21 protein-coding genes and 1 tRNA gene are annotated in these 21151 nt (G+C 60.1%); 12 read left to right on the top strand and 10 right to left on the bottom strand.

Annotated elements, in window-relative coordinates; all coding sequences use genetic code 11:
* Positions 1 to 222 precede the first annotated feature (222 nt).
* Entirely contained in the window at positions 223 to 3612 is a 3390-nt protein-coding gene (locus EOA75_RS10070) for a helicase-related protein (RefSeq protein WP_164747334.1), read from the top strand.
* 136 nt (positions 3613 to 3748) lie between these two features.
* Positions 3749 to 4282 (top strand): very short patch repair endonuclease, encoded by a 534-nt coding sequence (locus EOA75_RS10065; protein WP_091595102.1) that lies wholly within the window; start codon positions 3749 to 3751, stop codon positions 4280 to 4282.
* Here the strand turns inward: EOA75_RS10065 and EOA75_RS10060 are convergent.
* Positions 4233 to 4727 (bottom strand): HNH endonuclease signature motif containing protein, encoded by a 495-nt coding sequence (locus EOA75_RS10060; protein ID WP_091595100.1) that lies wholly within the window; start codon positions 4725 to 4727, stop codon positions 4233 to 4235. The genes EOA75_RS10065 and EOA75_RS10060 overlap by 50 nt on opposite strands.
* 97 nt (positions 4728 to 4824) lie before the next feature.
* Between EOA75_RS10060 and EOA75_RS10055 the strand changes: the two genes are divergently transcribed.
* Positions 4825 to 5768, top strand: a protein-coding gene (locus tag EOA75_RS10055; protein WP_164784121.1) for an IS630 family transposase whose coding sequence is annotated in 2 segments (ribosomal slippage) — positions 4825 to 5161 and positions 5161 to 5768 — 945 coding nt in all. Because the reading frame shifts where the segments join, the coding sequence is not laid out codon by codon here.
* A 51-nt stretch (positions 5769 to 5819) separates the two neighbouring features.
* On the opposite strand, the gene EOA75_RS10050 is transcribed toward EOA75_RS10055, so the two are convergent.
* Positions 5820 to 6212 (bottom strand): hypothetical protein, encoded by a 393-nt coding sequence (locus EOA75_RS10050; RefSeq protein ID WP_091595098.1) that lies wholly within the window; start codon positions 6210 to 6212, stop codon positions 5820 to 5822.
* Positions 6213 to 6329: 117 nt separating this feature from the next.
* Between EOA75_RS10050 and EOA75_RS10045 the strand changes: the two genes are divergently transcribed.
* On the top strand, positions 6330 to 7400 hold the full coding sequence (locus tag EOA75_RS10045; protein WP_091595096.1) for a DUF262 domain-containing protein: 1071 nt from the start codon (positions 6330 to 6332) through the stop codon (positions 7398 to 7400).
* Positions 7390 to 8058 carry a hypothetical protein gene (locus tag EOA75_RS10040; RefSeq protein WP_127324185.1) on the top strand — a complete coding sequence of 223 codons (669 nt, stop codon included), beginning with the start codon at positions 7390 to 7392 and terminating at the stop codon, positions 8056 to 8058. Before EOA75_RS10045 ends, EOA75_RS10040 begins: the two co-directional genes overlap by 11 nt.
* Here the strand turns inward: EOA75_RS10040 and EOA75_RS10035 are convergent.
* The gene (locus tag EOA75_RS10035) at positions 8055 to 9209 is read right to left on the bottom strand and encodes a DNA cytosine methyltransferase (RefSeq protein ID WP_091595092.1); all 1155 of its coding nucleotides are present in this window, start codon (positions 9207 to 9209) and stop codon (positions 8055 to 8057) included. The genes EOA75_RS10040 and EOA75_RS10035 overlap by 4 nt on opposite strands.
* Positions 9210 to 9765: 556 nt before the next feature.
* Here EOA75_RS10035 and EOA75_RS10030 point away from each other — a divergent pair.
* Complete coding sequence (locus EOA75_RS10030; RefSeq protein WP_127324184.1) at positions 9766 to 10704, top strand: phospholipase D-like domain-containing protein; 939 nt, start codon at positions 9766 to 9768, stop codon at positions 10702 to 10704.
* Entirely contained in the window at positions 10692 to 11120 is a 429-nt protein-coding gene (locus EOA75_RS10025) for a hypothetical protein (RefSeq protein ID WP_127324183.1), read from the top strand. The genes EOA75_RS10030 and EOA75_RS10025 overlap by 13 nt, the downstream gene beginning before the upstream one ends.
* 66 nt (positions 11121 to 11186) lie before the next feature.
* Here the strand turns inward: EOA75_RS10025 and EOA75_RS10020 are convergent, their stop codons facing one another.
* The 4 genes from EOA75_RS10020 to EOA75_RS10005 form a co-directional block, all read right to left on the bottom strand.
* A complete protein-coding gene (locus EOA75_RS10020) occupies positions 11187 to 12356 on the bottom strand; it encodes a hypothetical protein (RefSeq protein WP_091595088.1) in 1170 nt (389 codons plus the stop codon).
* A 9-nt stretch (positions 12357 to 12365) separates the two neighbouring features.
* Positions 12366 to 13367: a nucleoid-associated protein gene (locus EOA75_RS10015; RefSeq protein ID WP_091595086.1), complete on the bottom strand. Its 1002-nt coding sequence runs from the start codon at positions 13365 to 13367 to the stop codon at positions 12366 to 12368.
* 131 nt (positions 13368 to 13498) lie between these two features.
* Entirely contained in the window at positions 13499 to 13744 is a 246-nt protein-coding gene (locus tag EOA75_RS10010) for a hypothetical protein (RefSeq protein ID WP_126034262.1), read from the bottom strand.
* Between the two features lie 66 nt (positions 13745 to 13810).
* On the bottom strand, positions 13811 to 14203 hold the full coding sequence (locus tag EOA75_RS10005) for a hypothetical protein (RefSeq protein ID WP_126034263.1): 393 nt from the start codon (positions 14201 to 14203) through the stop codon (positions 13811 to 13813).
* An 854-nt stretch (positions 14204 to 15057) separates the two neighbouring features.
* Here EOA75_RS10005 and EOA75_RS10000 point away from each other — a divergent pair.
* The 3 genes from EOA75_RS10000 to EOA75_RS09990 all read left to right on the top strand — a co-directional run bounded on the left by EOA75_RS10000 (position 15058) and on the right by EOA75_RS09990 (position 16794).
* Positions 15058 to 15309, top strand: coding sequence for a hypothetical protein (locus tag EOA75_RS10000; protein ID WP_091595315.1), 252 nt, complete (start codon positions 15058 to 15060; stop codon positions 15307 to 15309).
* 65 nt (positions 15310 to 15374) lie between these two features.
* Positions 15375 to 15620 (top strand): helix-turn-helix transcriptional regulator, encoded by a 246-nt coding sequence (locus EOA75_RS09995; protein ID WP_245466603.1) that lies wholly within the window; start codon positions 15375 to 15377, stop codon positions 15618 to 15620.
* Positions 15604 to 16794: a site-specific integrase gene (locus EOA75_RS09990; RefSeq protein WP_091595079.1), complete on the top strand. Its 1191-nt coding sequence runs from the start codon at positions 15604 to 15606 to the stop codon at positions 16792 to 16794. The genes EOA75_RS09995 and EOA75_RS09990 overlap by 17 nt, the downstream gene beginning before the upstream one ends.
* A gap of 106 nt (positions 16795 to 16900) precedes the next feature.
* On the opposite strand, the gene EOA75_RS09985 is transcribed toward EOA75_RS09990, so the two are convergent.
* Positions 16901 to 16976 (bottom strand) — tRNA-Ile (locus EOA75_RS09985).
* A gap of 214 nt (positions 16977 to 17190) precedes the next feature.
* Here EOA75_RS09985 and EOA75_RS09980 point away from each other — a divergent pair.
* Positions 17191 to 17901, top strand: coding sequence for an SIMPL domain-containing protein (locus tag EOA75_RS09980; RefSeq protein WP_095801601.1), 711 nt, complete (start codon positions 17191 to 17193; stop codon positions 17899 to 17901).
* A 212-nt stretch (positions 17902 to 18113) separates the two neighbouring features.
* On the opposite strand, the gene EOA75_RS09975 is transcribed toward EOA75_RS09980, so the two are convergent.
* Both EOA75_RS09975 and EOA75_RS09970 read right to left on the bottom strand, forming a co-directional pair.
* Complete coding sequence (locus tag EOA75_RS09975; protein WP_067326832.1) at positions 18114 to 18464, bottom strand: hypothetical protein; 351 nt, start codon at positions 18462 to 18464, stop codon at positions 18114 to 18116.
* 248 nt (positions 18465 to 18712) lie between these two features.
* The gene (locus tag EOA75_RS09970; protein WP_066994651.1) at positions 18713 to 19159 is read right to left on the bottom strand and encodes a YcgN family cysteine cluster protein; all 447 of its coding nucleotides are present in this window, start codon (positions 19157 to 19159) and stop codon (positions 18713 to 18715) included.
* Positions 19160 to 19353: 194 nt separating this feature from the next.
* On the opposite strand from EOA75_RS09970, the gene EOA75_RS34490 reads away from it, so the two are divergent.
* Positions 19354 to 21151 (top strand): flagellar motor protein MotB (locus EOA75_RS34490; RefSeq protein ID WP_206516986.1); only part of this gene is annotated, 1798 nt, incomplete at its 3' end.

The following is a 21151-nucleotide window of genomic DNA, read 5'->3' as shown; positions in this document are numbered from 1 at the left end:
GTCCGAACTAACGTCATCCTGGATTTCGACGCTAAACGTTGGATGCGTTGGATTGACCGCCGCCAGAGCCACGTGGAAATGGTACCTTTCGAGCCTGCGCTTCCCTCAAGCCGATACGTCCGCTTCTGGCCACACCCCTACGGTCCAAGACCTTCTCGCGTGGTTCGGATGCTTGTCCAGGCGCTTGGTCTCGATCGCGATGATCCAAGCGTTCGGGATGACTTGAACGAACTTCTGCGGGCAGCATGGTCGACGTTGCAAAGGTTCATGACGGTCAGTCCGAATGGCTTCCGGCTACGGCTCGGCGACATGAATGTCACGCCGATCGAAAGGGCCTTCTGGTGCCCCAACACTCGACGTCTGGTGGACACGACCTTCCGCGGACTAAGCCCATACGACAAGCTCGGTGTGCACCCGAAAGCCGAAGCCGTCGACATGCCGACCCTGCCGTTTCCATGGCGCCGTGATGCCCACGGAGGTCGCGTCTCCGATTCAATTCTCGACGACTGGCTAGCGACCGATGAACGTGTCTCGCTCCTGAGGGCCAAGGGGGCCTGGGGCGATCAGCAGGATCGCGCGGCGAGGTTCTCGCCGTGGCTGCGCGCGGCGGAGCACTCCGCTCAGCAACCGAGTTTCCTGCTCCGCGACTACGAAAACGCCTTCAAATCTGGAAAAGTCAACGTCCTTGGCTGCTCGACCACCATGGAGATGGGCGTTGACATTGGAAGCATCGAGGCGGTTCTAAACACCAATGCGCCACCGGCGATCGCTAATTACCGGCAGCGTGTCGGCCGGGCGGGACGGGCGCGTCAGCCGATCGCTCTTGGCCTGACGATTTGCAAGGATCGACCGCTCGACCGACTCGCGTTCGCAGATCCCGGCGCCTTCCTGGCGCGAGAAGCGCCCGCGCCGGTGGTCAGTCTCGAAAGCCCAACCATCGCTCGACGTCACGCCCACGCCCTTCTTCTTGCGCGCTTTCTGGCCACTCAGGGCGCCGAACTTCACAAACTGACGAATGGCGCCTTTTTCGGCCTCGGACTCAGCGCAGAAGTCCTGAATAACTTGCCTTGGCGTCGCTTCCTAGCATGGCTCGACGCCACCGCTGCAGGTCTCAAGACGATGACATCGGATCTTGAGGAGGTGTTGCGCGGGACCCCCGTGCGACCAGACCCCGACCTCTTCGAAGGTGTCCGGGATACGATCGAGCGCATTCAGTCGGATTTGAGCGCGGAATGGGACGCACTAAGGGGCGATGAGCCGGATGCCGAAACCTCTGTGGTATCCAAGGCGCGGGACTTCCAACGTCGGAGGCTCCAGGGAAATTACCTTTTGGGTGAACTCGCCGGTCGCGGATTCCTACCGTCATATGGCTTCCCGAGCGACGTGGTGTCCTTCGTGACGGAGACTGGGGTCGAGCGACACAAGCGAGAGGACTCTGGCGAGAACCGCTTTAGTTCTCGAGGATACCCATCCCGACAACGCGACATCGCCATATTCGAGTATGCGCCTGGGCGGAGCTTGGTGGTGGACGGTGTCGTGCGAGAGTCCGCGGGCGTCACGCTGAATTGGAAACGTCCCGCCGATAAGGCCGGTGTGCGGGAGGTGCAAAGCCTTCGTCAGATGCGCCATTGTCAGTCCTGCGGCGCGTTACTGTCGGCGCCATCCGCCGTGTCTCCCGGCGCCTGCCCCGATTGCGGCAGCTCTGACTTCAAGATCATGCGATTCCTCGCTCCAGCCGGTTTTGCCGTCGACGCGCGCTACGAAGTTCATGATGACCCCTCGGACACCGGGACTTCAATGCTCGTCGACCCCTGGGTCTCGGCGCGCACTCTGGCTTGGCGCGCTCTCCCGGACCCAAACGTCGGGCGCCTCCGGACCGGCTCGGACGGTCTGGTCTTCTGGTTCAATCCAGGTCCGCACGGCCATGGGTTCGAGGTCTGCCTGCACTGTGGCCGCGCGGAAGCCGAACACCAAGCGGATGGCGCCGGGTCCCTCGCGGGGCACCGTCCACTTCGCGGAGGCCCCCGTGCGGCCGACGAACGCACCTGCACAGGCGCGCCGGAGATCAACCCCTATGCCGTGGCGCGCCATCTACGACTCGGTCACGAAATTCGAACCGACGTCTGCGAAATACAACTCTACGACTGCGCCAGCCGTGAAGTGGCGCTGACGGTGGCTTTGGCGATCAGAGAAGCGGCCGCGCGTCGCCTCGGCGTGGATGCTGACGAGATGGGCTTTGCGGCGCCTCCCGCCATCCATCCTGCCGGCCAGCGCAATTGGACCGCTGCTGTCTTCGACCGGGCGAGCGGAGGCGCCGGCTTCTCTGCCACGATAGCTCGTGATCCCATCGGCATACTTAACGAGGCTAGAGACTTGCTGGACTGCAGCAAGTTGGGCCGTTGTGGCGATCCCGATGCAGTATTCGCCTGCCCTCGCTGCGTGCTCTCGGTTGATAGCCAACATGCGGTCGAAGGCACCGACCGGAGGGCAGCGCATTCCCTACTCACCGCCATTGGACGCAGTCTGGACCTTCCCAAGCGCTTCCGACTGTTCGGACCTGCCACCGAATATGAATCCGCACCTCTCCCCCAAGCACTCTCCGACCGCCTTGGGGACGATGCGTCGAATACACTGGTCGTGTTCATGTCAGGGCCTCCTGCAGAGTGGGAATTGGAGACTTGGCAAATGGCGCCCGTTCTGGAACGCTGGGGCGCTCGCGGGCGCGGGGTGCAGATCGCAGTCGACGCGAGCGCGCTAACCGCTACCGATGCCGTCACGCGTCGGAACGTGGTACTATGGGCTCAGCGCGCACGCGTCGACATCGTAGCGCGAAACGAAGTCGACAACGACGCCTGGCTGGCGGGTGTGGTCTCGACACGTGGGCTAACCGCCTGGGCATCATCGTCTACATCCGCGAAGGCCGTGGGTATTGGTTGGGGCTCTGTCTCCGATGCTCCGGTGGTACGAGGTGCAACGGCGCTTGCCGCGCCGCGGGAGCGGCTAGATGTATCCGCCCTGCTCTCGGCCGGCGGCAGTGAGGCCATTTTCGAGATTGCTGATGAGCTCGACGGACCAGCCGCGGGTTTCGGTGCCCGGCTCAGGGCGCTGTTGCGCGCGCGCTCGACGGAATTAGCGCAGGTATTCGCTGCCCCGTGTTTGGAGATTCGCTATTCGGACAAGTACCTGTTCAATCCGCTGTCCATCCGTCTCCTGACGGAAGTGGTCGCCGCCTTCAGCGACTATGACACCAACGTCAAAGTGCAGACTCTCGCCGCCAAGACCGGCGGTGGGGCTCGTACAGGACCGTGGTTGCATAGGGATTGGGCCGACCTAGTTACGCGTACGGCGGTTATGGAGCAATCGCTTGTCGAGGTGGTGCCGAAAGTGCAGTTGTCACAAGTCCAATCCGCGCCGCACCGCCGTCGCCTTGAATTTCGAACGCCGCGTGGCTCTGGCACGATCTTCTTTGATCAGGGAATGGGCTCATGGCGAGTTACCGACGAACACCACGATCATGCTAGCTCAATCTCTGAGCAGGTGACGAGCCTTAAACGACCGTTCTCAGTTCTCAACGGTCTAGATGGGACGTTCCTTGCGGTGAGACTTGACTGAGAGTCGACTCCTCAAGGAATGCACGGTTCAGCGTGAATGGCGCGTCCGGCCAACTTTGGCGCCTGAAGGCGGCTGTTTTTGCGACGTTCGCCTATAGCGTCGCAGGCGGCTGCATCCCTAATGAGCACTGAGAACCATGACCTGTGACCATATAGACAACGACGATTATCCCGTTAGTTCACAGCGCAGCAGGATAATGCGTTCGGTACGGCAAAAGGACACGTCGCCCGAGATGAAAGTGCGATCGGCTCTTCATGCCGCCGGTCTGCGATACCGCCTTCATGTTAAGGGCCTCCCGGGAACGCCGGATCTCGTTTTTCCCCGGCGAAAGGTCGTGGTATTCGTTCATGGCTGTTTCTGGCATCGCCATCCGGGCTGCCATCTCGCGACCACGCCAAAGTCCAGGGTCGCGTTCTGGACGGAGAAGTTTAGGCGCAATCGGGAGCGTGACGCCGCTGCTGCGGGCGCACTGCGTTCGCGGGGCTGGGCTGTCGTGGAGGTGTGGGAATGCGAGATAAAGCGTAACGACTACCTGGAGCCGCTCCTACAAATATTGCGACTGGCGATAGATGCGCGGATGAGCCAACCACACCGCCTTCATCGAAGCTTTAACGCTAGTCTCAGACGGAAAACTTCCGAATCCGGAACGCGAGGTGCGGAGGGAGGATGAATTCGAATTCGTCGCCAAGGTGCAGCACCGTGGTGACCTCGAAGTGAAGCTGGCGATGGTGATTTGGACAGACCGTAATGACGTTTTGCGGCCCCAGCACATCAACGCTGAGTGTCGATACCTGCACCACGTGGTGAGCTTCGACATACGGCATACCATCCGGTTTGAAGAACGTGGCCCAAGCCTGACCCAAGACGTCGCAGCCCTGACACCGGTGGTTGTTCGTTAGCTTCACCATTGCTCCGATCGGCCCGCGTTCCACGTATCGGCTAATCCGGTGCTTGATGATCGGAGTAGCATCGCGCGTCAAATCCCACACCGCTTTGCGTATTTCGGGGTTTTGCAGGTCGGGTGCGCTTGCGAGTAGGGGCAGCTGATCAACGTTCGTACTAAAGTCGACAAGTGAGTCGATGAAGGCTTGTGCGGTGGCGGTACCGCCCCGCAACGCCGGTTCTAGAGCACGTCCTGTGATCGATGAATCGATTGTGAAGTGACGGCTGCGTTTTGTGCTGATTCAACGTCCACCTCGATGGAGGTTGACGATGGGAAAAGCATTGAGCGTGGATCTTCGGTCGCGGGTCTTGAAGGCTTCGGACGAGGGCATGTCGGCGCGGCAAGCGGCGGCGCGGTTCGGCGTGGGAGTGTCCAGCGCGATCCGCTGGATTGCGCGGGCGAAGATCGGCGAACTGGCGCCCCGCCCGCAGGGCCGCCGCCGTGCCTCCAGCCTCGATGCGCATGAAGCCTTCGTCGTCGGGCTGATCGAGGAGCGCAAGGACATCACGCTGAACGAGATGGTGGAGCGGCTCGTCGCCGAGCAGTCGGTGCGCATCAGCCGCAGCGCCTTGAGCGCCTGGCTTCGCCGCCACGGCTGGACATTCAAAAAAAGTCCGCGCACGCACTGGAGCAGGATCGCCCCGACATCCTGAAGCGGCGCCGCGACTGGTTCGACGGCCAGCTCGACCTCGATCCGGCGAAGCTCGTGTTCATCGATGAGACCGGCCTCTCCACAAAGATGGCCCGCCTGCGTGGAAGAGCGCCGCGCGGCGAGCGCTGCCGGGCCGGCGTGCCGCATGGCCACTGGAAGACCACAACCTTCACCGGAGCGCTGCGGCTGACGGGCATGACTGCGCCCTTCGTCTACGACGGCGCCATGAACGGCAACGTGTTCCTGGCCTATGTCGAGCAGGTGCTGGTCCCGACATTGTCGGAGGGCGACGTAGTTGTCATGGACAACCTGCCCGCCCACAAGGCCGCCGGCGTGCGCGACGCGATTGAGGCCGCAGGCGCGAGCCTGCTCTACCTGCCGCCTTACAGTCCCGACTTCAACCCGATTGAGAACGCCTTCGCCAAACTCAAGGCGCTGCTGCGAGCAAAGGCCGAGAGAACCATCAAGGCGTTGTGGGACACGGTCGGCGCGGTCGTCGACCTCTTCACCACAGCCGAATGTGCCAACTACTTCAAAGCCGCAGGATATGAACCGGATTAAACAGGACGCGCTCTAGTCTCGGAAGAGAAGGGCGGATGTCGAAAGATACCGCTAGTCGTAACTTTTATTGCCGGTGCCGGCAGATCGACGTTCCGACCTTCCGATCGTTGAAACGCTCCGGCGGATCTGCAATCTGAGTTCGCCGATATCGGAAACGTCGGATAGACGAATGGGATAGTCGGCCGTCTCCAATTTAACTCGACGGTCGTTCGGGTCGAGGTCGGCGAGGGCCTTACTGTCGACCCACGCCCCCTCAAGATTGCCACCGAGCACCGCGAGGCGGGCTAAGATGGTTTCAAGGGTCGCGATATAGTCCGGGTTGTAGGCGGGCTTGCCTCGGGAGACGCCGCCATTCGAGTGAAGCACGATGTCGACCCCGATGGCCGTTTCTTCGACCTCGAACTCTGCGTCCAGTATCTGACCATCCTCACCGAAAGCCGTCAAGACATTTTCCTCACGGCGCCGAGTGTTGGGCGAGCGACGCAGGGTTCCGATTCTCTGCCTCGCTAGCGATCATGCCAAGAATCTGACATCTATGCATCTTGTCGGGACCAAAACCTTATGTCGAACCTTTTACTGCAGTTGGCAGACCCGGACGAAGTGGCTGCGATCGTCGATGATGTGCGCCGGGAGGCTCGGTACGTTGTTACGGACTTTTCCGTCGAACTGGTGGTTTCGAAATTTCGCGATGAGGCCGAGACGGAAGGGGACATCTACGTTCCGGAGTATCAGCGAAGCCTCGCTTGGAACGAGGAGCAAAGCTCCTATTTCATCGAGAGCCTCATCCTCAGGGTCCCAGTTCCTCCGGTATTCCTCTATGACGTCGAGGGGCGCTTGGAGATCGTTGACGGCTCGCAACGGATCCGAAGCCTAGTACGATATTTGCGGGATGGGTTCGCGCTGAGAGGTCTCGAGAAGCTAGACATACTGAACGGATATCATTTCGCCGATTTGCCGCCCTCGGTGCAGCGGCGTCTCAACAACACGCCAATACGTTCGTTCGTCTTGGACCAGGGAACCGACGAAAGCACCCGTGTTGAGCTGTTCAGGCGCCTCAACACATCAGGAAAGCGACTTGAAGACGCCGAAATACGGAAAGGCGTTTACCGCGGTGCCTTCCTCGATCTGGTGATTGAAAGGGCTGCATCAGACCTCTTTAAGAGCTTGACGCCCCATATGGCCAAGGGCGTCGACGCTCGCAGCGAGCGTCAAGAGCTAGTCACGCGCTTTTTCATCTACTGCGACCGCTACCTGGCGTTCCGCCACGATGTCAGGAAATTCCTCGACTCCAACATGGACAAGCTGAACAAGTCCACTGACGAAGCGCGGCTCTCGGAGATGGGCGCCGAATTCGAGCGGACAATGCAGTTTATCCGCATGTACTATCCGAAGGCCTTCTATCGGCCGGATGGAGGGAAACGCGTTCCTCGTGTCCGCTTCGAAGCCATTGCCGTTGGAACGGCGCTCGCCTTACGGAGCGATCCGGCCTTAAGGCCGCCATCGGATGCATGGCTGCGGTCGAAGCAGTTCGAGGAGCTGGTGCGGACGGACGCCAGCAACAGTGCTCCGAAGCTCCGGGGGCGTATCGAATACGTCCGCGACAGCCTGCTCGGCCGTCCGTATGAGCGTTGAGGGACGCTTTCGCGTCCGCGCGCAGGACGTGTCCGAGTACCTAAAGTCTCTGCAGTCGCTGGAGCGTGTTTACAACATACCCGGCCGCAGTTTCTACCGCGCAACGGCGGCGATCACGGCGTCCCGCGCCTCCGCCTTCATCATGATGTACAACTGCATAGAGTTCGGTTCCCGAGAGGCGTTGGTAGGGCTGCGACAGGAGATCCTGGCACGCGGTGGCGGCTTTATGGCTCTGAAAGACTACTGGCAGGAAGAGATAGCCCGAGCTCACTTCCGCGACCGGCTCACCCAGGGCGCCAACCACGACAGCCTCATCCGCGACGTGGCCAGGTTCGCGCCTGGGGTCGTGGACTGGAAATCAGACCTGCGCCGTCTGCCGTTTTCCGGAAATGTCGACAACGAGGAATTGCTACGCTTCGTCGCGCGGATCGAAAGCCGATGGCGACCACCGCGATCTTGCCTCGGCGGTTCCGACCTGGTCCTTATAAGACAGATGCGCAACACACTTGCTCATGGCGCCGAGACGTTCGAGACCGTCGGTTCCCAATTCAGCACTCAGGACATTACCGAGAAGTTTCGACGGACAAGGATCTTCATGGTCTCGCTCATTAAGGGGCTTGAGCGCTACAAGACAAGGCAGCACTACCGCCGCGTTTAGGCGGGTACTTCTTCGAGACCGCAGTGGGTCGCCAGTGCTTGCGCGAAGTCTTGGTTCTTAGTTAGCCCACTCTTCATGTAGCGGCGAAGAAATCCCTCGGCGGCGCGGACGGATAATGTCTGTGCATCGTTCAAGCCAAAGCTCGCGATCGAGACGCGGCGTTCGTCTGCCGGTCCTTCACCCGCCCCAGGTATGTAGCGTGAAGTCTGCTTAGGGCCACCCCACGCCGCGTTGTGCTGGGAAAGCGTCTCGGTACCGTGTTCCTGATAGGCAAGGCTGTGGGCTTCCGAGGCCACCAGACGTTGTCCGACCCAGGTCGCCACAGGCACGCTCACAGCGTTGCCAACAAGGCGCCAGCGCCCGCGCTCGCCCTTATTGGTGTCGCGGGCAGCCGCCGTCCAGCCAGCGGGGAAACCTTGAAGGCGTTCCGCATCCTCGATGCCAGGCGTCTGAAACAGTCCAGTTTCCACCGTCCAAATAGCAGGCGGTGAAGGTATGCTTAGGCCGGAGCCCCCTTTTAGGGGTGGTACTGCATCAGGGGTCCAACCCACGCCACGATTGCCCTCAGTCCAGTAAAATCCGATGTTGGCCGCCCAATCGCTTGCGGGCGCTACGCGGTCGATACCGTCGAAGAGGAGGTTTCCGGGGTCACCCTCCAACATGCCGACGATGAAAATGCGCCGGCGTCGATGCGGAAGCCCAAATTCCCGAGTGTCCAGCACGCGGTACGCCCAGCGGTAGCCGCGTTCGGCTAGCTCGGCGGTAACGTACCGTACTGCCTTGCCCTTCTGCAGATTTAGGGAGAACGCAACGTTTTCGAGAACTATAGTATTCGGCTTCTTCGGTGTAGCGTCGAGCAACCTGAACACGTGCGACACCAGCCCGGACTGGCTGCCGTCCAAACCAGCCATCCGTCCAGCTTGACTGAGATCCTGGCAAGGCCAGCCACCGACAAGGGCGTCGCACTTGGGAAGACGAGGCATGGCCGTGACATCGTCGACAAGACTGATCTCCGGAAAGCGGCTTCGCAAGACGGCCTGTGCCGCAGAATCCTTTTCGCACATCAGGGACGTCTTTAGGCCCGCTTTGGCGAAACCCACCTCGAATCCACCAATTCCCGAAAATAGGCTTGCGACGGTCTGATTCGACATGAGATTCTCCGAATCCCTTATCAGTTAACAGAGATCCGTTTCAAACTCGAGAAAATAAATCGCAGCTTGGCTAGCGCCAAGCTGGCCAATATGGCTCGATCGCCCATCTGCGCAGGCAGGGCGAAGGTCGTGTTTCAGGAAAGTCGGGGAATTCACTCAGAGTTCAAGGTAGAACTTTCTAGCCGGTTGGCCCGAAAGCAGGCCTGTTGAAGCGTCTGCTTCGGGTCACGTCACGAAGATACTCGCACCGAATTGAAGGTCCGTTATGGAAGATCCGAGGCCCGAAGCTTCCAGTCCGCTATCGGCCCCAAGAATGACGGGCTGCAATGCGCCATATCGGTCGTATAAAGTGCCCCCATCCGTTCCCGAAAGCCGTCGTCTGTTACCTGGCTCGTGAGCTGCCGGCAGTCTATCCGAGGTTTCGTTACAATTGTCGGCGGACATCTCGAACATCGTTGCAATTGACGCACACGGATATCTATTAGATGGCGGTAAATCGGACGGTAGCCGCTATTCTCGAGACGGCGGATTCTGCCATTGAGGGGGATGTACCGGCATGCGACTCATCCAGAACAAGGCGTCCGATGATCATCGGACCGCTGTCGCCCATGTTTTGGAGGGCGCTGAGCAGATCAGCATCGCCGTCGCCTTCCTAAAAGAGGGTGGCGCACGGATCATCGGGCTGCTCCTAGAGGCACGCCTGAAGCAGGGCGCTAAAATTGAAGCTTTCCTCGGTACTGATTTCTACATCACCGAGCCGAGGGCGCTCGCGCATTTGCTCGCAATAAAGAAGCGGTTCGGGGCCTTCGAAATGTTTCTTGCAAACGGCAAGACCGCAACCTTTCACCCGAAGTCCTATGTCGGACGAAGCGAAGGCCAGGTTCGGTGTCTGATCGGGTCAGCGAACCTCACGACCGGCGCCCTGACAACAAACGATGAAATTTCAATCCTGGCGACCGTGAACTCGGACGAACAACTGTCGTCGGATCTGAAAGTCACCTTTGCCGATTTTCGTGAGAGCGGCAGCTTCCAAGAACTCGATGACCTGGTGCTTGGGCAATATGCCTCGCGACACAAAGACGCCGAGCGATTGCGACGCAAACTTGAGAAAGAGCTCGAAGACAACTTCGCCGCACAGTTCGATCTGCGGCGCTTGAATGGCTTCCTCCGCCAGTACCGCGCAGACAAGACCGAACGTTCCGCGCTGGCGAAGCGCCGGACCGATCGGGACAAGGCATTGAAGGTTCAGCAATTGATCGCGGATCTCGGCAACGCGCCGAGGATTTCGAAGGAAATGAGGAGCGTCTTCGCAGAGAATCTAAGCAATCTGATTTCTTCAAGAGAGCCTTATCAACATCTCTGGCATTCCGGCGACATTCATCGACGAGGGCGGCGGCACTCGATCATCCCAAGAAGACGATCACACTGTTCGCCGCGGGCAGGAAGGCAGCCAAACTCGCGCCAGAACGGGGTTACGAGCAGATGCGTCAGCTAGCGCTCGGTATTCCTGGCGTGGGCGTGAATATGATCACGGCGATTCTCTGCACCTTCGCCCCGAAGCGGTACGCTGTCTTCAACGGCAATACCTCCGGCGCCCTAGCGGCGATCGGCATTGGCGCGCCTCGAAGTCCAACTGTCGCAACGCTGTCGGCCGAACGATACACGCAATTGTGCGCTACCATCGACGCGCTGCGGAGGCGCATCGGTGGCGCTGATTTCACGGACGCCGACGCGTTTCTCAACTGGCTGTATTTCAAGACGAAGCCTTCCAAGCGCGCGCATGAGGGAGGCGCCCCAAAAACCTCACCTTGCGTGTCGCGGCCACGCCAAGTTGTCCGGCAGCACCGCGCCTCTAATCGGCCGTTCAGGCAGAGTTTGCCTTCACCGAAAGCGGGCAGTCCGTTCGAGTGAACCACATGGCCCATAGTGCCCCAATCGAACGAATCTCGCTTCTATGGCGTGACCCGAACGGCGCTCTCAGCACGCCCACGGCATCAGAGTTGTCAGCTGGAAATAAATGCGCCAGGTGAGTAGCGCCCCGAGCCCGCAGACGACAAGGATGATGCCAAGGACGAATCGGTGAAGTGTAATCCGGTTTTCCAGCTTGCGATAAAGAGGGAGGAACTCCGCGGCGACGACCGAGTAATCGCCCTTCAGCTTGGTCTTCTGTCGGGTCAGATCGTCGTCTATCGTCGACAGCGTCAGCAGCTGGTTGACGATGGCAAACGCCAGGAGGGCAACGAACAGCGTTGCACCGAGCGAGATGGCGAGGTTTGCCCAGAAATTCACGTCGCATTGAGTTGCGGGCTTGAGCTGCGTGGCGATGATCACACTCGCGACGGGAATGCCCATTATCTGGTTCTGGATGTCATGGAATGTCTTATGGATCTTACCGGTGTAGTCCGCGATGGCCTCTTCCGCCTTCCCCCGGATCTTGTCGTACGAGAACTCCGACGCGAACAGCCTATAGCTGTCCTCGCACTTTGTGACGAAGTCCCGAAAGTGTCGAAGAAGGTACCTGAAGCGCTCGCCTTCGGGATGGGTGCGACACGTCTCGATGAGCGTGGTAGCAACGATCGCAGCCTTCTGGTCCTTGTGCACCTTCTGCATGACGAAGTTCTCGAACTCGTCGACCAGTATGGAGTTTACGGAGACAAGGTCCGATGACCTGAAGTCTACACGGACCATCAGCCGGATCGAGCCGAGGAACAGCATCTCCGCCTGGTACGGGTCGAGAAACGCAGCCGCCTCTTTTAAGGTGCGGACCAGGCGCAATGCGTTCCGGTAGCGCGCGACGGCGTCGGGAACGACGGTATCGTTGTAGGCGAACCTCTCCTCGATCAGGTAATAGCGCTCCGGCTCGGCTATGCGGTTGCGACGGTTCTCGAGCAGCCGGTCGAGGGTGAGCGCGAGGAAGCCAAGTCCTGTGCGTGGAGCGCCGATTTCGACGCTAACTGTCGCGCCTATGACGACCGCCGACGCTGAGTCGACCGTGAATGCCGCGTCGTCGAAAGCCTTCTCATCGCTTTCAATCTGCTTCAGCGTTTCCACAATGCTGTAATCGCGGACCGTCAACTTTCCCGCGGAGCCATCTTTCGAGAACTCCGTGTTGCGGTAGAGTGCTATCAGCTGGTCGAACGTGATCATGAGGCTACGCTACTCCTGATCGTGTTCCAGTCTTTCGATCAGGTCGGGAGGGAGTTCGGTGAAGGTCAGGGTCTTCTTGTCGTCGTTATAGACGATCTTGCCGTCGGTAAGGGCTTGCCGATTGAATTCGACCGACCAGAGCCGCGTCTTCGCGGAGAACTTCACCATCGGCGACAGCGCTCGCTTCTTCGGAACGAAGCCGTCGCCAAGTCCGACATCCGGATCTCCGAGCGATTTGGCGAGTTCTTTCGGGTTCTCTGGAAAGAGCTCGTTGGAGAATGTCTCGAGATCCAAAGGCTCGTTGTCCCGGATGTATCGCTGGCAGATGTCGTACGCCTTCTGCAGGAAAGCTTGCTTGTCCTTCACGAAGCCCTTCGCCGGCTCGGCGAAACCGTTCAGCACGCGCACCAGTGTCCTGGTATCCTCGAGGTCCTGAACGGTGCTGTCGCAACCGAGGAACTCCTTGAAGTACTCGGCGACGTTCCCCTTGCCCTTTAGGAAGCCGATGTAACGGTCCGCCGAGTTAGTCCATGCCGTCATGTTGATCCGGCCGGCGAAGCGGAAGCCGTCGAGGTCGAGGTGTTCGACTGACGCGATGTCAAAGCTTTTGGTGAGCGCCGCACCGAGCTTGTCGTTGATGATCGCCACTAGCAGAAACCGTTGCTCGTCCTTCTCGAGATGCGCGAAAAGGACGTGACCGCCCGTCGCCCCGGGCTTTCGGCGCGCCTGAACGGTCAGTGTCGTCATCAGCTTGGCCGTGAGCGTGGCGAAGTCCTTGAAGTCGCCCTTCCGGAACTCGTCAAGATAGGTCTGTGCCGGATAGTTGTCGGAGCTTGCCGCGAAGCGCCCGTGAGACTTCGAGGCGCGGCTCGCATACATGGCGTGCAGCTCGCCGACCACGCGCTCCACCGTTTCCGAGACCTTGAGGTGCGCGTTACCCGACACCGTTTCAAAACTCTCGGAATTCCTCTTCAGGTCGTGCACCGCGACCTGAATGACCTGCTCGACCATCGAATCCTCCCCCTCGTGATGGCAGTTATGCGAGACGTGAGGGCCCGAACGCAAGTGTTCGAAGGATTAGCAGACCGAATATCCACGCCATGCGTGTCGAAAGGCGGAACGTCTTTCGATCCGCTCATGGCCTACGATCGCAGCGCGGTTTGGATCTTCTTCCACTCAGGAATTTCATCGAAATGGTACTTACGCAGCCTCGTGAAAAGATCGAACGCGTGAAGGGTTCTTAGGATTAAGAGCGGGGCATTGAACGACGCCATTAGCACGCCCGAGAGAGTATCTTGCCGTTCAGCGAGCAACGCCTTGAGAACGACGATCTCGTTGCCGGGGTCTACGATCCAGGCTCCGGCATTGGCAACGAAGGTCACCGACACGGAGTCGGCAGCCGGGTGACCGATCTCGCAAAGTTTCGCGTAGGAACGGCTTTATGCCGGGAATCTTCATTCCATCCACGTGGTCGACGTACTGGAAGGTCTGCATCGCCTTGCGACTGCCGGTGTCTTTTCGGTCTTCAGCACCTTCCGGGCATGCGTGAAGTGTATCAGCGTGTCTTCCAACTCCTTAGCGGACAGCATGGGCTCCCCAGCCTGACCCGAAATCTCGGCTCGTATCGCATCCTTGTTGTAGGCGAGCGTCCGGGCCACTGGTCCCAGGCTGTGGTTTATATCGCCTGCGGATTCGATCAGGCTTCTACACGCCGACGCGCAGCCATATAGACTTCCCGCCTCATGTTCGCGGACCGCCACCTTGATCCACCTGGACGTACGGAACACCGATGCGACCGAAGCCATATGCGCCCGGTACAGCATCTCCGTCCAATAGATGTGCCCCATGTACGCCCGCCCGATCGATTCGTCGCGAGCCCTGTATTCGAAATCCGACAAGTCCTTGAAAGTGTACCTGTCTCTCATCAGATCAGGCGCAATGTCGTTGACGATGCGGCCGTAGAGTTCGGAATTCTTCCGAACACTGCGGACTTTTCTTAATGTCCAGATCGAGAGCTGGTGTCGAGGGCGAAACTTGGACCATGCAGCGATCGTCTTTCAAACACATCCTAACAGAGAAGCCGGACGCCATGCGAAGCACGTCGGTGACCGGCTGCTTTCGTATCTTCATTCGCCAAGACCGACCGCCTACTGTCGGCCCAAACGGGACGTCTGAGTAGTGGCTCGCTGATCGCCACTCCTGGCGCAAAGCTGCCAATCGTTGTGCGGCGCCCTCGTCGACTTCGATCGACGAGCCGAAATTGCCTTGCTCCATCTAAAGTTTGAGCGATGAGTTAAAACCGATATGATTAGAAATATCGGTTTCAGCACCAAAGAGTGGCAACTCTGCGACGGCGGTTTTTCGACGGTCCTCGGGATAACGGCTCCGATTTCGACACTGAGGGAGGGTGCGCAAGAGGGCCAGCGGGATGTCGCAGGTGGTTAGCCCCGGTCGTGCACAATGCAATGTAGCCGTCCACCGACTTGCCCCACGAGTCCGCTTAGAAACGCTCTCCTCCCGTGATCCACAGTCCACACGTTGCTACCAGTTTACGCCGCACGAGCTAGTCAGGCCGCTTCCGCTTAACGAGGCTCTTCTTATTTTAGCCCAACACGATCTGCTCGCAGCGAAATGGCAACTAGGATGCGGCTTTGTGCTTCGACACCAACCCGCCCGGAGTATCAGGACCGAGGCAGCGTCCATGAAGAGTGACGCAATCTCGTATCCCCCACGAGGGCTATCTCGTGAGGAAGCAGCTCGTTACATCGGTGTCGGATCGACGCTTTTTGACGAGATGGTTGCCGATGGGCGTATGCCAAAGCCCAAGCGCATCAATAGCCGCGCTGTCTGGGATCGTGTAGCCTTGGATATCGCTTTCACCTCGTTGCCGGACAAAGACAGCGGCCTTCAAGAGCTGTTGGAACGAAGCAAACGGGGCGTGGAAAAAAGATAGCAACTACGCTCGTTGCGTATACGCTGCAGGCGTAGTACGATGATAGCCCGTGCGGAAGGCATGATGTGAACGAGAATGAGAAACTTGCGCAAGACGTGAAAGCATGGCGGGCAAAGGAAGGGGTTACTGCCGAAGCCGCGGCCAAGGTACTGGGAATACCGAGGCGCACCTTTGAAGGCATAGAGCAAGGAAGAGGGTTTCGTTACCCGGTGCTCCTGCGCGTTGCCATCAAAAGCAAAACCCTTTCGCTACGGGCGAGTCTGAAAGGGTCCCCCGGACTGAAAGGAGCATTTGATGGCTCGGCCATTTAAGGATGCCCGTTACCCTGGGGTATCTTCGCGCCTCAAGAACGGCAAGCTAATCTATCGCTACCGCGCAAAGGGCATGCCTGAAATCCGCCTTCCCGGTAAGCCCGGCGATCCCGAGTTCGAGGCGGCTTACGAGAAGGCCACGCAGGGTCAAGGCAAGAAGGCAGTTATCGTCGATTTGCCCGGTCGGGCACTGCCAAAAACCTTTGGTCATGCCGCGCGCCGGCTTGAAACGACAATGGAGTGGTTGGGCTTTGATGAAGCCACGCAGCAGAAGAATGCGCGACTGATTGAGCGTTTTCTCAACCTGCCGGTCGATCCCAACTACCCACTCACCTGGCGCAATACTCCTGTTGAACATCTCGACGCGGATCGGCTTCGCGCCATCATTGAAGGCATCTTCAGGACGAACCGCACAGTCGCCAAACACACGTTGGTCGCCATCAAGAAGCTTCTATGGGTCGCGACCGATGTCGAAAAATGGATCAAGCCGCAGGATGATCCGTCGCTATCTATCCGCGTGCGGGTGCCCAAATCGACCAAGAACCCAGCTTGGCCAATTGCGATGCGCGAAAAGTTCGAGGAGCGACACCCCATCGGTACAGCCGCGCGCACCTGCTATGCACTGGGGTTCTGGCTTGGAAATCGGCGCGGCGATATCGCTGCTCTTGAGTGGGACGATCTTTTAACCGAAGAGATCGAACTGTTCGACGGCTCGCTGGTGCTAATCGAGGCCTTTGATTTCCGCCAGAAGAAGAACCGCAACCGCCATGGCGGGCGGGAGATGTTCATTCCAGTCGTAGACAAACTAGCAACGGCCTTGGACCTGCTCGATCGCTCGAGAGGCGGCACGGTCTTAAAGAACGCCTATGGCAGGTCATTCTCGGAAAAGAGCCTGACCGGCATGATGCAGCACTGGACGCGGCAGGCGGGAATTCCAAGCGGCTACACGCTTCATGGCCTGCGCCGCACCTTCGGCACCTACCTCGCTGAATGCAACATCCAGGCGCGCGCCATCATGGAGGCGATGGGTCATTCCTCCATGACGGTAACAGATGAGTATGTGCGTGAGGCCAATAAGAAGCGGATCGCGGTTGATATTGCTCGTGCCATCAACGAGCGCGAGGCCAAACGCGACGCCATGAAGCGGCGGGCAAACCTCCGCATCGTCAGATAATCAAATCGAGTCGGAACAAACCGGGACCACGGTCCTGCTTTGGGCCCATAATGGGCCCAAAACGTTTTGGGCCGAGGGCACTTTTTGTGAATAAAAACAATGGTTATGGTGGGCCCGGAGGGACTCGAACCCCCAACCAAGCGGTTATGAGCCGCCGGCTCTAACCATTGAGCTACAGGCCCCACGCGGGCTGGCTTAGTGTTTTTCGCCGCCCGGCACAAGGCTTTCGAAAGCGCTGGCGGCAAATGCCAAAATCAGCTCATATTCGCTCCGTACAGCGGCGTGCGCGCCCATCAGGCGCGTGAACTGGTCCGGACTGCCCGCAACGCCGGGAATCGATGCCTTTTTCGAGTCTGGGCAGAGGTGATACCGGATCGCAGATTTCGAGGAGTTTTCATGACCAAATATCTTTTGCCTGTCGCGCTCGCTGCCGCGATCGCGTTTCCGGCGCTGGCAAGCGCCGCCGACACCCAGCCGCCTCCGCGAATTGTCGTCTCGGGCGAAGGCGAAGCGACTGTCGCGCCGGACATGGCGATCCTGACGCTCAGCGTCATGCGTGAGGCAAAGACCGCGCGCGCCGCGCTTGATGCCAACAATGATGCCATGGCGGCCGTGATCGCGGCGATGAAATCGGCCGGAATTGCCGATCGCGACCTGCAGACAGCCGGCATCCAGATCAATCCGCGCTACAATTACACCAACAAGGCGGACGGCAGCCAGGAAGCCGAACTCGTTGCCTACCAGGTGACGAACACACTGTCGGTGCGCGTGCGCGACGTCGACAAGACCGGCGACATCCTCGACAAGGCGGTGTCGCTCGGGGTCAACCAGGGCGGCGGCATCGCCTTCACCAATGATGATCCGAAGGCCACCATCACCGAGGCGCGCAAGAAGGCGGTTGCCGACGCGCTCGCCAAGGCCAAGACGCTCGCCGCGGCCGCCGGCGTCAACCTTGGCAAGGTGATCGAGATCACCGACCAGAACGTCGCGCCGGCGCCGATGCCGTTGAACGCCAAGGCTTTCGATGCCGCCCGCGCCGCCGTGCCGGTGCAGGCCGGCGAGAATTCCTACACCGTCCAGGTGACCGTCACGTTCGAGCTGAAATAGCTAGCCCGCCGCTTTGGTAATCCGACAAAAACAAAACCCCGGAGGACCGATCCTCCGGGATTTTATCTGAGCCACGCTTCAGCACTGGCCGAAGGGGCTCCACTACTCACAGGTGACGTCGGCGAGAGTCATCCTGCTCCCGACCTCGCAGAAGGTCAGCTGGTCCTGCAGAGGATCATGCCCAACCTGTCCTCGCAGGCTCCAGAAAAGCCTCAGCGATAGATGATCGGGCAGCCACGCTCGTTGGCGAAGACCACCACCACGCGGTCGCCATACTGACGGCCGGCCACCTTCACCGTTCGCCGGCTGATGTCGACGATGCGGACGCGGTGCAGGCCCATACGCTCGGCCTTGTCGAGCGCGCGGTCCGGCGAACAGCCGCGGCGGCGCCAGTCGCGATCGCGGCGGTAATAGCCATCATCGCCGGTGTAGACGCCGAAGCGCGGATCGTGATTGTTGCCGAAGCCGAGATAGAGGCTGTCCGCATGCGCCGCCGGGATGGCGCCGAGCGTGCAAAGCCCGACAAGGGCCGAAAGGGCTGCCGTCTTGATCTGGTTGAACATTGTCTCTCTCCTTGTTGTGGGCCTCTCGCCCTTGAACGGATGATTGGCGAACCAATGATTACAAAATGCCTTTTTGTGTCTGAACTTTGTGCGAACCGGCCGTTCATGTCCGGTTCATGTGGAAGAAAGGCAAAACCCCTCACCCGAATGCACTTCCAAATCTGACGCGGGGAACGCGTCACCGCGGCCCCAGTCCCTCGAGTTTCAAGATGCGAAGCCGCAGGCTTCGTCATCAAGATGCGAAGCCGTCAGGGTTCGTCATCAAGCACATAATCAAAATAGTCGTCCGGTTCGGCGAGATCCGTTTCCTTGGCCTTCACCCGGCCGCGGATCGAGATCCCGGCCTCATGCACAGTCTCCGCGCTTCCCGAAACCAGTTTGTGCCACCAATAGAGGTCGTGTCCCTCGGCGATGAGCCGGTAGGCGCATGTCTTGGGCAGCCAGGTGATCGTGCGCACATTCTGCGGTGTCAGCCCGACGCAATCGGGCACGCGCGCCAGCCGGTTGGCATAATCCGAGCAAAGGCATTTTTCGGCGTCGAACAGCCGGCAGCCGACGCTCGTCCAATAGATTTCGCCGGTATCCTCGTCCTCGAGCTTGGACAGGCAGCATTTGCCGCAGCCGTCACATAGTGATTCCCATTCGGCCGGGGTCATGGCCTCGAGAGTCTTGGTTTTCCAAAATGGCGCATTCATGCCGCTGGATTTGGCCCTCCGGGACCTGTCGGTCAAGCACTGCTGTCACAGGACCCATTATCAACATTAGAAAAACACGAAATTGCCTTCAAAAGGCCGGCCGGGCATCCTTGGCTGACAACAATGCCCGGCGGAACCAATTGATGCTGTTGAAAGTTTGGGCAGGGATGGGACCCCAGTAGGAGAAAATCGATATGAAACGCCAACCACGGATTCTGGCAGGTACGGCAATCGGCCTGCTAATGGCATCCGCGCCGTTGGGCGCGTATCCGCTGCAGGCCGATCTCGGCCCTTCGCGGGGGACGCCGTTTATCCTAGCGCAGTCGAACTGCGCCGAAGGCCAATCGGCTGAGGAATGTGCGCAAGGCCAGCAGGGGCAAGCCGAGCAGCCGAGGAAAAAGAAGCGCGAGCAGCAGTCGGAATCGGCGCCGACCGAACAGTCCGCCGAGCCCGAGCAGAAGCCGCGCCGGAAGCGGCAGGACCAGCAGCAGTCCGGCCAGGCGGAAGAGGCGGCCCCGGCGGAGCAGCAGCTCAAACCGCGCAAGAAACGCGATCAACAGCAGCAGATCGAGGCAGCCCCTGCCGATCAGGGCGGACAGGCTGCGACTGACGAGCAGCAGCCGCGCAAGAAGAAGCGCCAGCAGCAGACCGAAACCGCACCGGCCGAGCAGCCGGCCGAACAGGCCGCGCCGGCGAGCGACGAACAGCAGCCGCGCAGGAAGAAGCGCCAGCAGCAGCAAACCGAAACGGCGCCGGCAGAGCAGCCCGCCGAACAGGCGGCGCCGGCGAGCGACGAACAGCAGCCGCTCAGGAAGAAGCGCCAGCAGCAGCAAACCGAGACTGCACCGGCCGAGCAGCCTGCCGAACAGGCGGCGCCCGCCAACGACAACACGCCGCAGGACAAGCTGCGCAGGAAGAAGCGGGATCAGCAGCAAACCGAGACCGCCCCGGCCGAGCAGGCGCCGAAGACCGAAGCCCCTGCCGGCGAGGCACAGCAGGCCGAGCCACAGCAAAACAATCAGCAAGCAGCACCGGCCGAAGGCGAACAGCCTCTGGACAAGACCAAGAAGCGCAGACAGACGGTCGGCGAGCAGCCCGGCACCGGTCAGGCGGTGACGGGAGATCAACCTTCGACCAAGCAGCCCTCCAGCGAAGGCCAGGCAACCACCCAGCCCGCTACCGGTGAGCAGCCGGCTGAAGGCGGCGCGAACGCCGGCGCTGCCGCACAGGGCGAGACCCCTGCCAACGCGAACGAGGCTCCCATCCTCGACAGCCAGAAGGATGTCGTTCGCAAGCGCAAGGGCCGCCAGCCGGCCGGCCAGAACGAGAATGGCCAGGCCGGTGTCGAGCAAGGCGGCAACCAGGCTGGACAGCAGGGCGGCGCTCAGGCCGAGCAGCGGCCTGCCGCGGTCGATCAGGGGCCGCCGCCCACCGACGACAAGGCGGCCCAGCAGGCGATCAAGCCTGAGAAGCTTGTTCCGGTCACCGAGGAAAAGGGCAAGCGGATCGAACTTACGCCCGAGCAGGTGGTCCGTGAGCGCCGCCGGCCCCAGGGCGCGGATGTGGTGAAGCAGTTCGGCGACCGCGTGATCCTCCAGTTCAACAACCAGACTTTCGTGGAAAGCAACGAGGCTCCTCGCATCACCCGTGGCGCCAGGGACGTCTATTACGAGGATCTGCCGCGCGGCCGCACCCGCGAGACCGTGGAGCGCGAGAATGGCGTCAAGATCGTCACCATCCGCAACCGCAATGGCGACATCGTCCAGCGTTCGCGCATCACGCCTGACGGGCGCGAATATGTCCTGAGCTATGTCGACGAGCGCTATTACCAGGATGTCGACGACTGGCGCGATCCAGGCGACGACCTGCCGCCGATGCGTCTCGACATATCGCGTCGGGACTACATCCTGGATTCGGAAGAAGTCGAGGATCCGGACGAGTATTACACATTCCTCGAGCAGCCGCCGGTGGAGAGGGTGCAGCGTCTCTACT

Source organism: Mesorhizobium sp. M1A.F.Ca.IN.022.07.1.1 (assembly GCF_003997575.1).
Taxonomy (GTDB): Bacteria; Pseudomonadota; Alphaproteobacteria; order Rhizobiales; family Rhizobiaceae; genus Mesorhizobium.
The sequence above is the reverse complement of the archived record's forward strand: the minus strand, read 5'-3'. Positions and strand labels throughout refer to the sequence as shown.